At 58.4% G+C, this 14,385-nt stretch carries 12 protein-coding genes and 1 pseudogene; 4 read left to right on the forward strand and 9 right to left on the reverse strand.

The features are described from left to right. Positions 1 to 164: 164 nt before the first annotated feature. The 4 genes from A3850_RS06335 (at position 165) to A3850_RS06350 (ending at position 4,891) form a co-directional block, all read left to right on the forward strand. Positions 165 to 1,145 (forward strand): hypothetical protein, encoded by a 981-nt coding sequence (locus tag A3850_RS06335; protein ID WP_068215034.1) that lies wholly within the window; start codon positions 165 to 167, stop codon positions 1,143 to 1,145. 67 nt (positions 1,146 to 1,212) lie between these two features. Then, positions 1,213 to 2,280, forward strand: a complete 1,068-nt coding sequence (gene lpxK / locus A3850_RS06340; RefSeq protein WP_068215035.1) for a tetraacyldisaccharide 4'-kinase — start codon at positions 1,213 to 1,215, stop codon at positions 2,278 to 2,280. A gap of 3 nt (positions 2,281 to 2,283) precedes the next feature. Beyond that, complete coding sequence (locus A3850_RS06345) at positions 2,284 to 3,303, forward strand: NAD-dependent epimerase/dehydratase family protein (RefSeq protein ID WP_068215036.1); 1,020 nt, start codon at positions 2,284 to 2,286, stop codon at positions 3,301 to 3,303. 166 nt (positions 3,304 to 3,469) lie between these two features. Beyond that, a complete protein-coding gene (locus A3850_RS06350; protein WP_068215037.1) occupies positions 3,470 to 4,891 on the forward strand; it encodes a nicotinate-nucleotide adenylyltransferase in 1,422 nt (473 codons plus the stop codon). A 27-nt stretch (positions 4,892 to 4,918) separates the two neighbouring features. On the opposite strand, the gene A3850_RS06355 is transcribed toward A3850_RS06350, so the two are convergent. The 9 genes and pseudogenes from A3850_RS06355 to A3850_RS20400 all read right to left on the reverse strand — a co-directional run. Continuing rightward, entirely contained in the window at positions 4,919 to 5,440 is a 522-nt protein-coding gene (locus A3850_RS06355; protein ID WP_068215038.1) for a DUF421 domain-containing protein, read from the reverse strand. A gap of 43 nt (positions 5,441 to 5,483) precedes the next feature. After that, positions 5,484 to 7,415, reverse strand: coding sequence for a CBS domain-containing protein (locus A3850_RS06360; protein WP_068215039.1), 1,932 nt, complete (start codon positions 7,413 to 7,415; stop codon positions 5,484 to 5,486). 141 nt (positions 7,416 to 7,556) lie between these two features. Further along, positions 7,557 to 9,203, reverse strand: coding sequence for a CotH kinase family protein (locus tag A3850_RS06365; protein ID WP_068215040.1), 1,647 nt, complete (start codon positions 9,201 to 9,203; stop codon positions 7,557 to 7,559). Between the two features lie 538 nt (positions 9,204 to 9,741). Further along, entirely contained in the window at positions 9,742 to 10,137 is a 396-nt protein-coding gene (apaG, locus tag A3850_RS06370; RefSeq protein WP_068215041.1) for a Co2+/Mg2+ efflux protein ApaG, read from the reverse strand. Positions 10,138 to 10,216: 79 nt separating this feature from the next. Next, on the reverse strand, positions 10,217 to 10,597 hold the full coding sequence (locus tag A3850_RS06375; RefSeq protein ID WP_068215042.1) for a DUF3127 domain-containing protein: 381 nt from the start codon (positions 10,595 to 10,597) through the stop codon (positions 10,217 to 10,219). Positions 10,598 to 10,804: 207 nt separating this feature from the next. Beyond that, positions 10,805 to 11,269: a Fur family transcriptional regulator gene (locus A3850_RS06380; RefSeq protein ID WP_068215043.1), complete on the reverse strand. Its 465-nt coding sequence runs from the start codon at positions 11,267 to 11,269 to the stop codon at positions 10,805 to 10,807. Positions 11,270 to 11,353: 84 nt separating this feature from the next. After that, positions 11,354 to 13,573 carry a bifunctional (p)ppGpp synthetase/guanosine-3',5'-bis(diphosphate) 3'-pyrophosphohydrolase gene (locus tag A3850_RS06385; protein ID WP_068215044.1) on the reverse strand — a complete coding sequence of 740 codons (2,220 nt, stop codon included), beginning with the start codon at positions 13,571 to 13,573 and terminating at the stop codon, positions 11,354 to 11,356. A gap of 150 nt (positions 13,574 to 13,723) precedes the next feature. Continuing rightward, entirely contained in the window at positions 13,724 to 14,152 is a 429-nt protein-coding gene (locus A3850_RS06390) for a M48 family metallopeptidase (protein WP_231915286.1), read from the reverse strand. Positions 14,153 to 14,178: 26 nt separating this feature from the next. After that, positions 14,179 to 14,376: pseudogene (locus A3850_RS20400) on the reverse strand (type I restriction-modification system subunit M N-terminal domain-containing protein); the annotation flags it as partial. Positions 14,377 to 14,385: the final 9 nt, after the last annotated feature.

A 14,385-nucleotide genomic window follows, 5' to 3' on the forward strand; every position in this document is an offset into this window, starting at 1 on the left:
GGCCTCATTTACTCTACTACTCCTGCGAACAAATCCCACGCAAGCAAGCGCCGCAGGCCTCTCTTCCTCTAAATCTCTACCTCTCCTGCGAATCAAGCGCCGCAGGCCTCCCCAACCTCCCCTACTCCTGCGAAACAAAACTCACCACCCCGTACCTTCGCCCAGTGCTCACCTTCTTCCGCTCCACCCAGGCCTACGCCGGCCTCCCATTCCTGCTCTACGCCCTCGCGCTGCAGCTACCGGTATTCTTCGGCGGCGCGGCCGTCCCGACGGAAGCCACCACCGGCCACGGGATCTTCGGCAACTACCTGAGCAACTACGCCGTGGCCCACCCCTGGCAGGCCGTCGCGCTGCCCGTGGTGTTGATGGGCATCCTCGCCCTCCAGGCAAGCGTACTCTCCAACCGCCACAACCTGACGCGCTCCGCTACCCAACTCGCCGCCCTGGGCGTACTCCTGGCCTGGGGGCTGACGCCCGGCTTCCGGATACTCCATCCGGCCATGCTCGCCAATATCTTTTTGCTCTTTGCCCTGCTCTCGGTGGGGAAGGTGTACAAGAACCAATACCCGCAAATTGCCCTATTCAACGCGGGGGCCTGGTTGGCCTTGGCCAGCATCTTGGCGCCGGGCTACCTCTTGTTTTTCCTACCCCTGTACATCGCCGGCGGAGTGCTGGGCCGGACGGGCCTCGCCGAACTCCTCCGCCTACTGACCGGCGTCTTCGTGCTGTACTTTCTCGTGGGGACGTTCGCCTACTTCTACGGTTTCCTGCCGGAATTTCTGGCGGCCCAAACCCCACTCTTCTCCTACGATCTGATTCCCGCCGCTCCGCTTCCGCTGGCTTTTGCGGGAGTGCTTGCCGTACTTGCCTTGCTCTTGATAACGCAACTCAATAACATCGTCCGCGTCATCAATATCGAGGGGAATAAGGGCGTCACCATCCTCTTCTGGGTGCTCCTTTTTACGCCGCTGGTCATCCTGTTTGGTGGGGGCATCAGCATTACGTCTACCGCCACGCTCATCGTTCCGGTCGGGATCCTGCTGGGTCTGGCCCTCCACAACCTGCCGGAGCGGGCGGCGGAGCTGGCACACTTGTTGCTAGCCGTAGGTGCCCTCCTCGTGGCGGCGCTGGGTTTCCTGCAATAGGCTGGGGACCGGCGACCGGCCAACCAATCGACCGGGCAAACGTCTTATTCTTCCCAGCATCCCCCTCATGGTCCAATCAAAAATTGCCAAGGCCCTCCTTTCTCCCTTCAGCCTGTTGTACGGCCTGGGGGTGGGCTTTCGTAATTGGACCTACCGGCAAAAGCTGCGCAAATCCATCGAGTTTTCGGTGCCCGTCATCTCGGTGGGCAACCTGAGCGTCGGGGGGGCGGGAAAAACGCCGCACATCGAATACCTGATCCGCGGCCTCAGCCCCTACCTCAACATCGCTACCCTCAGCCGGGGCTACCGGCGCAAGACGCGGGGCTTCCTCGAGGTCCTGCCCCAGATGAACGCCGAGCAGGTGGGTGATGAGCCCCTCCAGTACGCCCGGAAATTCCCGGATTTGATGGTCACCGTCGCCGAAGAGCGGGCCTACGCCATCCCCGAGATCATTGGTCGGCGGCCGGATACCCAGTTGGTCTTGCTCGACGATGCCTTTCAGCACCGGGCCGTCAAACCCGGCCTCAACATCCTGCTCACCGAATTCAGCAATCCCTACACCCGCGACCACCTGCTTCCCAGCGGCCGCCTACGCGAGTGGCGGTCCGGTGCGGCGCGTGCGGATCTCATCGTAGTTTCCAAGTGCCCGCGTGACCTTACCCGGGAGGCAGCCGATGCCCTCATCGCGGAAATCGATCCGCTCTCCCACCAACAAGTTTTCTTCAGTTACTACGACTACGCCGCGCCCTACTACATGCTCGACCACCGCTACCGGCTCAAGATGGACGAGGGCGTCAACGTCCTCCTCATCTCCGCCATCGCCAATACGGAGTACCTGATCGACCACCTCAAGCGGCAGAGCCCCCACGTCCAGAGTTTGGAGTACGAGGACCACCACTACTTCAACCGCCGCGACCTGGCCACGCTACAACTTCGCTTCCAGGAGATGCCCGCGGGCCACAAGGCCATCATCACCACCGAAAAGGACGCCACCCGCCTCGAGCTCCACCGCGATTTCATCCGCGACGAGCGCCTCCCCATCTTTGTGCTGCCCTTGGCCGTCCGTTTCCACTTCGGGGAGGGGCCGGAATTCGACCGCATCGTCCGCGATTACCTCCTCCAATTCAAAGCCTGACCCATGATCCTCCTCACCGGCGCCACCGGGTTCCTCGGCAGCCACCTCACCCGTGAATTACTCCGGCGCGGCGTAAAATTCAAAGCATTATGCAGGGCGCTGCCCCCGATAGAATGCGGGACGAGTTGGGCGCTCGCGCAGGTGCGGGGAGAGGGGCAAGAAAAGATGGAATGGGTCGAAGGCGACGTAAATGACCCCGAAGGTCTGTTGGAGATCTTCGAAGATGTGGACGTCATCATCCACACCGCCGCCAAAGTGAGCTTTCAGTACGAGGACCGCGACGAGCTCCTAAAGGTCAACGGTGAAGGAACCGCCAACGTCGTAAATATGGCCCTCGAAGCCGGGGTGAAACACCTCGTTTACGTCAGCTCCGTATCCGTCCTGAACCGGGTGCCGGATGGACCGGTCGTCACCCTCGCGGACCGCTGGCCGGCCCAACGCCCTAACTCCGCCTACGCCGAAAGTAAGTTCGACGCCGAAAGGGCCGTCTGGCGGGGGCAGGCCGAAGGGCTCTCCGTCAGCGTCGTCTACCCCTCCACCATCATCGGGGTTGGTGACTTCGCCGGAACGAATACCCCCAGCCTCTGGCGCCACGTCGCCAAAGAACGCAGCTTCTACCCCACCGGCCGCGCCGGCTTCGTGGACGTCCAGGACGTCGTGGACGCCATCCTCCACCTCGCCGACACCCAGATCGACGGCCAACGCATCCTCCTCAATGCTGACAACCTCACCTGGAAGGAATTCCTGGAGCAGGCCGCCGCCAGCATCGACGCCGAGCCACCCACCCGCTCCATGCCCGCCTGGCAGTCCGCCTTCCTCTGGCCCGTGGATAAGGTCCGCACCATGATTACCGGCCAGAAGCCCATCATCACCCGCGAAACCCACCGCTCCACCCAGTCCGACTTCCGCTACGACGGCTCCAGTTTCACGGAAATCCTCAGCAAACCTTACCGCGACATTTACGATACTATAAGACGCGTAGGCACTGCGTACCTTAGCCACAGGTCCGAAGCCCGACCCTGAAAGGGTCCCCCCTAACCCAGGGTCCCAAGGCCGAAAGGCCGACGACCCTGGGCTAGAGGCGGACGTCCCCGGGCTAGAGGCTGACGATCCCAGGCTGAAAGCCGACGACCCTCCCCCCAAACCCCGCACCCGCGTCAGCGCCCAAAAACTCTCCACAACCTCCGCCATGTCCAGACAGCTACTAGAAACCGATCAGAAAGCCCTCGAGATCAACCTGAACCCGAAGATCTACGGCACCTTCGCCGAGATCGGAGCCGGACAGGAAGTCGCCCGTTACTTTTTCCAGGTCGGGGCCGCCGCCGGGACGATCGCCAAGACGATGAGCGCCTACGATAAGGTGTACTCCGACCAGATCTACGGCACGGAACCGAGCGGGCGCTACGTGTGTGAGAGCCGGATCCACAAAATGGTGGACCACGAGTACGAACTGATGGTGGAACGCCTCCGCCACGACCGGCCGGACACCAACTTTTTCGTTTTCGCGGACACGGTAGCGGCGATCAATTACAGCCGGACGATCAAGGGCAACGGTTGGCTCGGCCTACGTTTTCAACTGGACCCGGCCGCCGGAACCCACAACGACCTGCTCCTCCACGTGCGGATGCTCGACAACGATAACCAGCTGCAGCAGCAGGCCATTGGTATCCTCGGCGTGAACATGATCTACGGCGCCTACCACTACCAGGATGACCCCGAAACGCTGATCCAGAGCCTCCTCGATGGGCTAAAGGGCCGCGTCGCCATCGACATGATCGTGCTGGATGGCCCCGAATTTCCGGTAGATAACCGACTACTAAGTTTGTGGCTGGTGAAGCACGGTCTGACGGACATCACGATGTTCAACCCCGCCGGGCGCAGTATTCACGCCAGCGAATTTTTGTACCGCAAGTCGGTGATGGTCGTGCGCGGAAGCTTCCGGCCCATTACGTTGGTGAACGAGGACATGATGCGCGCCGGCTACCAACAGTTCCGGGAAAGCGAGGGCATCGACCCCGCCAAAAGCTTCCTGCTGACCGAACTTACGTTGGATAACCTCCAGGCCAGCTCCGAACTCAACGAAAGGGATTACCTCCACCGCGCTACGCTGCTGAATGCGGCGGGGCAAACGGTGATCATCTCCAATTACGACCGTTACGGCGATCTGATCGAGTACCTCTCCAACTACCGGGTGGCGCCGGTGGGGATCGTCCTCGGGGTGAATGAACTCCTGCAACTCATCACCGATAAGTACAACAATAATCAGGACGGCCGCTTGCTCGCCGCATTCGGGGAGATCTTTACCCGCAACGTAAAACTGTACGTCTACCCCGCTCAACAACAGGGTTCTGCTGACCTGATGACGGCCCAAAACGTACCCATCCCCGAAGGCGTAAAGTTCCTCTATAAGCACCTGTTGGACAGCGGGCAGATCGTGGATATCCAGGACGTGCGCGCCGACAACCTCAACGTGTACAGCCGCGACGTGCTGGCCTCCATCCAGGCCGGCGACGAAGGCTGGGAGGATAAGGTGCCCTCAAAAATTGCGCGCCTGATCAAGGAAAAGAACCTGTTTGGCTTCCCGGCGGAGAAATTATCGTTCGAATATTAATCAGCGGCTGCGCACGGTGCCGGGCAGTTAGCGTACAACGTCCTTCAGAATTTCCTCTTCCACGGTCACGTCCTGGCTACCGTGGAGCACGCTGACGTCCCCGGTGGTTTCGAAAACGACGTACTTGATCTCACTGAACCGCAGCACGTTCGCCTCGCGGAGTTTGGCCATGAGGTCGGCATGGGTAACGCCGCTGGCTTCCAGGTTTTCTTTGATGATCTCGGTCCCGATCATGAGGTATTTCGGGCTATTCTCCGCAATGGCTTCAATGGCATCCGAATCCCGTTTGAGTTTGGAGAAAACCTGTTGAAATCCAAGGGTCGCTAAAATGGCGACCGTTCCCTTCAGTAAGGAAGAGTCGGTATTCATCATGGTGGAGGCCAAGATGGAGCCGATAGCGATCGTAGATGCAAAGTCCACGCTGGACATCTTCGCTAGTGAGCGTAGCCCAAATAATCTGATCGATACGAGTAGTACCGACATGATGATCAGTACGGAAACAACCGTAATGAGTAAGGTAGCGGGGGAGCTGATGAGCCAGTTTTCCATTGGTAGCAGTTTTAGACGGATGGAGGAACCGGCACACTACCGATCATTTCATCCGCTCCAGCAGGCGACCACTGACGCGGAGAAAATCCATCTCCGTTATAATCCCTACGAGCTCGCCGTGTTCCCCCTTTAGCACGGGAAGGCAACCTAATTTTTCGCCCCGCATGATGATCATGGCCTCCTTGATCGTGTTTTGGGGGGAGATCGTCTTCGGGTCCGGGATCATTAAATCCTTGACGGTGACGAACTTACCTTCGGGCGCATCCGGCCGTCCTTTGCGGGTGTAGTAACGCAATAACTTACGGGTGGTGATGAGGCCACAGAGGTGGCCTTGGTCGTCCTCCACGGGGATGTAGCGGAGCCGCCGCCATTCAATGAGGTCGGCGACGAGGTCGATCAGATCATCTTCGTGGACGGTGAAGAGGTCCGTTTCCATGAACTCCTCTACCCGCAAGCCGGCCGGGCGGTAACTCCGGAGGTCCTCAGCTTTAGGGAGGGACCAGGTGTGAACGGGCTTTTCAGACATCTGCCGTTTGATCATCGCCGCCGTGATGATGGTCAGGCTTTCATCCTGGTTGACACTGGCGTCCAGTTCCGTGTAGGATTTGAGTAGCCACCGCGCACCATTTTGTTGGGCCAGGGCACGGCCTTCAATAACCCCTAGGTAACGGTCAATATCCTGTGGGACAATGCCCTGCAGTTCTAAGCCTTTACGAGCGATGGGTAATAACTTATTGAGGACGAGGTCGCAGCAACTGATCTTCTCGTTGTTGAACCAGGTGAACTGGGTATCAATACCGAATTGGGCGGCCTTAACGAAGTTGTCCTTCACGTCCGCAAAGCTCATGTGTTGGCGAATATCTTTGATCTCGTGGGCCATGCCTACAACGCAGCCCAACCAGAAGGCGGCGTTGGCGATCTGATCCACCACGGTGGGGCCGGCGGGGATAACCCGGGCCTCGATGCGGAGGTGGGGCATACCGTTATCGCTGATGCCGTAGCAGGGCCGGTTCCAGCGGTAAACGGTACCGTTGTGAATCTGCAGGGCGCGGAGTTTCGGAATTTCCTTTCGCGCCACCATGTCCAGGCTGTTCTCCGTGATGGTATCCCCGAGGAGGACGCGGTAGCGGGAGATGTCTTCCTTGTAGATCTCCAGGATGCTGCTATCAAGCCAGTCGTTACCGAAACTCACCCGTGGTTCGGGTTGGCGGAGGTGGTCCTGCGAAGTCCGCACGTCGAGCGCCTGCTGGAAAAGGGCGATTCGGCTTTCGTGCCACAAGCGTTTGCCGAAAACGAGGGGGCTGTTGGCGGCCATCCCCAGGACGGGCGCCGTCACCGCCTGAGCGATATTGTACAGGGGCGCAAAGGTATCCGGCGTTACTTGTAGGTGGACCTGGAAGCTGGTGTTACAGGCTTCCATTAAGGGGCTGTCGTGGCGGATCCGTAGTTCGTCGATGCCGGCCAGGCGCAGCTCAAAGTCCTTTCCCGGTTTCTTGAGGGCCTTGATGGCTTCCATCAGTGCCTTGTAGCGCGGTTTTGGCGTCAGGTTGGTTTCTTCCAGGTCGAATTTCCGGAGGGTGGGAAGGATACCCGTGAGCACCACTTTTGCATTCTTCTTTTCAGCCGCTTTGCAGATGGTGTCCAATTGGTAACGGTTCTCCGTTTCCATCAGCCGAAGGGCGTCGCCCGTAAACTTTTGGGGGCTGAGGTTGGATTCAATGTTGAACTGGGCAATCTCAGTGGTGGCCCAGGGGTGTTCCTTCAGCCGCTCGAGAATGGAAATATTCTTGGGCGTCGGCTTGAGGGTTTTCTTATCGACGAGGCACATCTCCTGCTCGGCGCCGATGCGGATGGTGTCCGTTTCGAACCACTGGTTCTTCAGCATGTATTCTAATGCCTGGACGTCCTGCAACAGGTGGCGGGTAAATTCCGCCCGGCTTTGTTTAGTAGGTACGTTTACTCTTTCTTCTCCCATAGTGTATGCGGCCTCGTGCTTATGGTTCCCGTCTCAGGACCAAGACCTAAGGTAGAAACTGCACCCGACAATACCGTATAGAATTTTCCGGGCGGATGTTCGGCTCCGTGAGAATTATGTTAGGTCGCGTTGTAAACTGGTCTAGCGCCGCACTACCCGGTCGTAACGGACATCTCCCCCCTTAAGCACCGCCAGTACGACGTAGGTGCCAGATGGGTAGCCACTTAAGTCCACTCCCGAATTGACTGGTGGGTGGGTTACGGATTGCAGCAATTGGCCGGTGGCCGAATACACTTCGACCAGTTCGAGCTCTGATTCGCTGAAATTGTTGAAGTAAGCGATGCCGGCCGTAGGGTTGGGGCTCAGAATCATGATCGGGTCAACCTCTTCGGGAAGGCCGGTTTCCAGGGCGGGAATGGCCGCATCGAGCCAGGCCAAGCGTTCGGTGAGCCAGCCCTCAAGGTAGGCGACTTCACTGGCGTAAGTCCGGCCCTGAAATGCATTGGGCCAAACGTATTTGCCCTCCAGGACGGGCCAACGCTCGAAGTTGCGATCTACGGCATCCGTCATTTCCGCCGTCAGGGAATCGATGGTACCAAAGACTTGCCCGTTGCTCAGGTGGCTTCGCCTTAGCTCGGTCCAGCGCTCCTGAAGGAGGGTGACGAAGGCGGGGTCCTCCAGCATGCGTTTCCACCAGAAGGGGACCTGCCGTTGGTCGTAGTCGCAAACAATATTGAAGTCGATCGCCCAGCCGGCGGTATTCGCGCCCTGGCAGTAGTTGGCGTTGCCCAGCGCGATGTTAAAATCCCAAACGGAACCCATCTTCAGCCGTGCGTCGTTGCTGTCCTTATCCTTGTAGAGGTAGGTGCTGATGCGGTAGCCATCCACGTTGCGGGTGAGCTCGTTAACGATGAAGAAGTCCACGAAGGATTGCAGGTCGACGAAGGGTTTGTAGCCACTGATGGGTTCGAGGAAATCATCGCCGGCGAGGGCGCCCTCAAAGTCCGCCATGAAGCCCTGGATGTAGGTGCGTTGCTCGGCGGTGATGTCGTCCGGCTTAGGGTAGTGGTACAAGTAGGTGATGGCCCACTGGCGCATGGTCCCGGCCCGAAAGTCGGAGGTAAAGAAGAAGGGCTTGTCCCCCGCTTCCCCGGTGGGCTTGTCGATCTTGATGATGTACCCGCCGGTCAGGTCATCGCCCGCATTTTCGTCCTCGGAGAGTTTAGCGATGTCGATCCGATTCTTGTCCCGTTTGATCCTTTCGGTAAAGAGGTAGACGCCGCGGTAGTCGCCGTCGATGATGACTTCCACCATGCGGACGCGGGGTGCCCAGGCCATGAATTGCCCCGCGAGGTGATAGGTCAGGGCATTGCGGATGAGGGACTTGTCGGAGTAGGGACCGTGCAGGATCCAATCCTCTTCCTTCGGAAAACCGAGGAGGCTGACTTGGCGGTCTTCGCCGTCGGCATCCCGTGTCTCAAAGCCGTAGCCGATCTTGGGGAACAGGGCCTGGCTGGAGGAGCCGCGGCCCTCAATGCCGATGAAGCCATCGTATTCATTCCAGTCGTCGGTGGGGCGGTTCGTCTGGCCCGGTCCGTTATCGATGACGCCTAACCGCGCCGTCACCTTGGGCTCATCCTGGATGCCCTGGCCGTCCGTATCGATGATCAGGATAGGGAGGGTGGAGGTGAAGTCCGTCTGGGCTACGGCGGTTTGGGAAGCCAGAAGCAAGTAGAGGACCACGAGGGTCATACGGTTCGCCTTTAGAATTGGAATGGACGGCTTCATGGGTGATTAGGTGATATAAATCCCTCTCCCCCGGCCCCTCTCCAATGGAGAGGGGTGACCTGACCTCCTGGACGTGAGTAAAGAAAGATGGATTTACAAGTAATACTGCTCTCGGTGAACGAGACTCGCGATAGAATTATATACTTTAATAATCGTTTCATGCCCAGGAATTCTAGCTCCCCTCTCCTTTGGACCACGCAGTAACCACGTAGCGAAAGGGGCGGGGGGGAGAGGGTTTGCGAGGCCTTTAATCATACTATACTTTAGCGCTAGACCTAGTTTTTTCCATAGAAATGGAAGACTGGTAGGTGTTACACGGGTTAAGTATGGTCAAATAACGCTTAGGACAGATAAAGCGTTGCTTTCGCCCAAACTGACGTTTAGATTTCAGTATCACGCCCACTGAATAAGGTAGAGCTCTCGAACGAAGCTGGTAATGCTAAGAATCTTAAAAAAAAACATCACGCAGTAGCGCTATCGCTGAGAAATGAGCCAGTCAGGCCCCCGGTGATAATCTAGGCCTACTTGAGAAATGGCATCAGTTCAATACCTCCGGTGCTACGTGCACGAAACGGGGGACTTCTACTTCAAAGAGTTGTTCCCGGCCACGGCGGTCTTCGCGGGCCATGATGTAGCTACCTTCCATGGCGCCAACGGCGGTCTCGAACTGGACCCAGCTCGTGTACTCGTAAGTCTGGCCGGGCTGAATGATGGGTTGCTGGCCGACGACTCCTTCCCCTTCCACCTGCTTACGCTCGCCGGTACCGCTGATGACCGTCCAACGGCGGGCCAGGAGCTGGACCGGGCGGCCGGAGACGTTGCGGACCTGGATCCGGTAGGAGAAGACGAATTGGTTCCGCACCGGCTCGCTGTACTGGTCCTGGTAAGCGCTATCAGCGGTGACCGTTACTTCGTTAGTTGTCAGGGTAGCCATGGCGGAAGGTTTTAAGGTATAAAGTGGAGCGTGCGCCCGGACTACCAGTAGGTAGTTGGTGCGCACGCCCGTAGTTAGGTTAGAACGGAAGATCGTCCGTTGCCTCAGCGGCGGGTTCGCTGCCGGCGGCGGGGACGTCCGTGAAGCTGGGAGCTTCCGTCTTCGGGGCCGAAGCAGCACCGGAGGCACCAGCCAGGTTTTCTACGCGCCAGGCGTTGAGGTTGGTGAAGTACTTATCCTGCCACTGGCGGCCGCGGAGGTCAAAGTGCACCTTGATCTCATCCCCTTCGTTGATGTCGTCCACGAGTGCGGTACGGTCCTGCGTAGTTTGGAATTTTACGAAGTTGTCGTACTGGCCACCGTCATTGGCTTTGATCACGAAGTCGCGAACGCGGAAGGACTCTCCCTTCGTTTCCACTTCATACTTTTTGACGAGGGTTCCAGTAATTTCGAAAGACATATTCTCTATCTTTTAGGTTTAGTAAATGGCTGAATGCCGATTCTTGTTCCCAACATTGCACCTGCGGCAGCGCATTGGTGTAGTCGGGTAGTAGCGTAGTCTGGTAGTAGCGTAGTGCGAGAGGGCAACTCCTAAGAATTTACTACCAGATTAAGGGGTGTAAAGATACGGAACGGGAGGCCGACTACCCGACTAAAAACTACCCGATTAACCCCGTGTTTTCTCGCATCCGCCGTCGCAATCGCCGTACAGATTGAGGGAGTGCGAGGTCACATTGAAGTTGAGGATCTCCCCCATCATGTTCTTGATCTGCTGGACGCGCGGGTCGCAGAATTCGAGCACTTTACCGCAGTCATTACAGATCAGGTGGTCGTGCTGCTTGTAGCCGTAACTCTTCTCGTACTGGGCCAAATTCTTGCCGAATTGGTGCTTCTTGACGAGGTCGCAGCTCACCAGTAATTCCAACGTGTTGTAGACCGTGGCGCGGGATACGCGGTAGTTGTTGGTCTTCATGTGGATGTAGAGACTCTCCGCGTCGAAGTGGTCGTCGCGGCTGTAGATCTCTTCCAGGATCGCGTAGCGTTCGGGCGTTCGCCGGGCTTTGCGCTCCCGCAGGTGGTTGGTGAAGAGTTCCTTGACAACCTCGATGTCGGTACTGGCCTTGCTCTGCATTGTTTTAGTATTTAGTCGGGTAGTAGCGTAGTCGGGTAGTAGCACGACGGCACTACCCGACTACGCTACTACCAGACTACACGACTACACCCGGGAAACGGTTGAGACGTAAGCTAAGTTTTTGAGCGACTGCATGGCGAGGTACAATTGGTCGGTATTCCGGACGAGCAGCGACACGTTGGCCTCGTAAAAACCATCGTTGCCAGAGATGTTGAAGCTGCGGATGTTCAGGCCCAACTCCGTGATCTCGTGGCTGATGCGCTCGATCACGCCCGTCCCGCTGTCCAGCCCCGTCAGGCGAAGGTCGACAACGAAACTGCTCTGGCTCGTGCTGACCCACTCCGCTTTCATAATGCGGTAGCCGTAGTTGGCCATCAGATTCTGCGCGTTGGGGCAGGTGCTGCGGTGGATCTTCAGGCCGGCGCCCGTGGTGAGGTAGGCGAAGACCTGGTCGCCCTGCACCGGGTTGCAGCAACTGGCCATGGAGTACTCGAGCTGGTCGCCCGGCTCGCCGTTGATGAGGAGTTTGGAGTGCCCCTCCACCTTATTCGCCCGGCTGCGGCGGATGGTCGCCGGATCGCGCGGCTCCTCCGGTGGTAGCTCGACGGCCTTCGGCGTAAGCTTGCCCGCTTCCACGATGAAGGGCTCCAGCAACTGCGCGATGGTGACGTGCTCCTCGGCCAGCGCGAAGAACATCTCCAAATGGCTGTTCTCGAAGTGGTGCTTGGCCAGCACTTCCACGGCGGCGGGGATGTCGTTGATCCGCATGTTCTTCAGCTTCCGGTAAAGGGCTTCCTTGCCCAACTCACCGGCAGCTTTTCGCTCCGCCTTGAGTGCCTGGCGAATCTTCGACCGCGCCTTCCCGGTGACGACCATCTTCAGCCACCCTTCGTTCGGCTTTTGCTGCTTGTTGGTAATGACTTTAAGCCGATCGCCGTTCTGTAACTCGTAGCTGAGGGGGACGATCTTTTCATCGCGCAAAACGCTCTGGGTGTGGTAGCCAACTTCGGTGTGGACGGAAAAAGCAAAATCTAAGGCCGTGGCGCCCTTCGGCAGGGTGCGCATGTCACCGTCGGGCGTCCAGACGTAGACCTCTTCGTTGAAGAAGTTATTGGCCCGGAAGTCACCCAGGAATTGGACGGAATCCGACGTCGGGTCGTCGAGGATGTCCCGCACGGAATCGAACCACTGTTCGTAGACGTCCGGTTGGTCGCTCACGCCCTTGTACTTCCAGTGGGCGGCGAAACCGCGTTCGGCGATCTCGTTCATCCGTTCGCTGCGGATCTGTACTTCTACGAAGCGGGCGTCGGGGCCCACGACCGTCGTGTGCAGGCTTTCGTAGCCGTTGGATTTGGGCAGCGTAACCCAGTCCTTGAGGCGTTCGGGGACGCCCTTGTACACGTCCGTCACCACCGTGTAGGCGCTCCAGCAGGCCAGTTTCTCCTTCTTGGGTGGCACGTCCATGATGATGCGGACGGCAAAGAGGTCGTAGATCTGTTCGAAGGGGACCTGCTTCTTTTTGATCTTGTTGGCAATGGAGTAGATCGACTTCGGCCGGCCGAAGATCCGGTAGGTGTAGCCCAGCTCGTCGAGCCCTTCGCGGAGGGGTTGGATGAAACGGTCGATGTAGCCCTCCCGCGTCCGTTTCGTTTCCTGCAGCTTGCGGGCGACGGCTTGGTACTCGTCGCGTTCGAGGACCTTCATGCAGAGATCGAGGAATTCCGACCGGAAATTGTACAGCCCCAGGCGGTGGGCGAGCGGCGCGTAGATGTAGCTTGTTTCGGCCGCGATCTTGAACTGCTTGTGCTCGGGCATGGACTTGATCGTCCGCATATTATGCAGCCGGTCCGCCATTTTGATGAGGACGATGCGGACATCGTCCACCAGCGTGCTCAGTACCTTTTTGAAGTTAGCGGCCTGCTTGGATTCGTCGGAGTAGGCGCTGTCCAGCTTCGTAAGGCCGCCTACCATCTGGGCGATGCGGTCGCCAAACTGGTCGCGGATATCGGCGAGTGTAACGGGGGTGTCTTCCACGACGTCGTGCAGTAACGCCGCGCAGATAGCGGTGGGGCCAAGGCCAATCTCCTCGGCGCAGATCCGCGCTACGGCGATGGGGTGGTACATGTAAGGCTCGCCCGATTTCCGCCGTTGGTAGCGGTGGCTGTAGTTGGCCAGGTCGTAGGCGCGGCCCATCTGTTCGAGGTCGGCCTCGTTGGGCGTTTTGGCCAGGGTGGCGATCATCTCGTCGTAGGCCGTGCGTAGCCCCGCCTGCTCTTCTACCGTCGTTTCGATTACTTCCGCCATGTCCCCTGGTTTGCTTGCTTTGGAAATCCCTGGTAAGGTATGGAATGGGTAACGGATGGGTGGGGGGAAACGTTGCCAGGTGGGAGTTGCGAGTTGCGAGTTGCGAGTTGCGAGTACTCGCAACTTGCTACTTAATACTCGCAACTTGTCCTACACCATCCGCTCCTCCAACACCCGCTTCCACTTCACCCACGCCGGATACTCCCGCGCCTGCAGGGCCTGAAACGCCTTCCCGTGGTTGTGGTGGGCCAGGTGGCATAGCTCGTGGACGATCACGTACTCAATGCAGCCACGCGGGGCACGGATCAACTCCGTATTCAGGATGAGCTTGCCTTTCGCCGTGCAGCTGCCCCACTCATGATCTCCGGCCGGTCCTGCTTTTTGAAGCGTTCGACGAGGTTTTCCTGGTATTTTTTGGGCCGTGCCGTGCTCGTCCATCATCTGTTTCCAGAAACGCTTGATCAGGTCGTCGCTCTCGGCGTAGATGCTGTCTTCGCCCTCGCACATGTCGGGCGGGCTGAAGATCAGGGCCGATTGCACGCCGCCGGGGATGGCATCGAGGGCGCGTTTGTGCTTCACGGCGGTGAGTTTGTCGGGCGTCACGATTTGGCCCGCTCGGCGTCGCCCGCGTATTTTTCGAGGTATACGGCCAGCCGGTCCCGGTACACGTCCGATACGTACTTCAGGAACAGCATCGTGAGAATGTAGTCCTTATACTGGCTCGGGTCGATGACGCCGCGGAAGGTATCACAAGCCTTCCAGATAATGCCGTTGATGAGTTCGCGTTGCTCTTCGTCGCTCAGTTTTTTGGG

This window comes from Lewinella sp. 4G2, assembly GCF_001625015.1.
Classification (GTDB): Bacteria; Bacteroidota; Bacteroidia; order Chitinophagales; family Saprospiraceae; genus Neolewinella.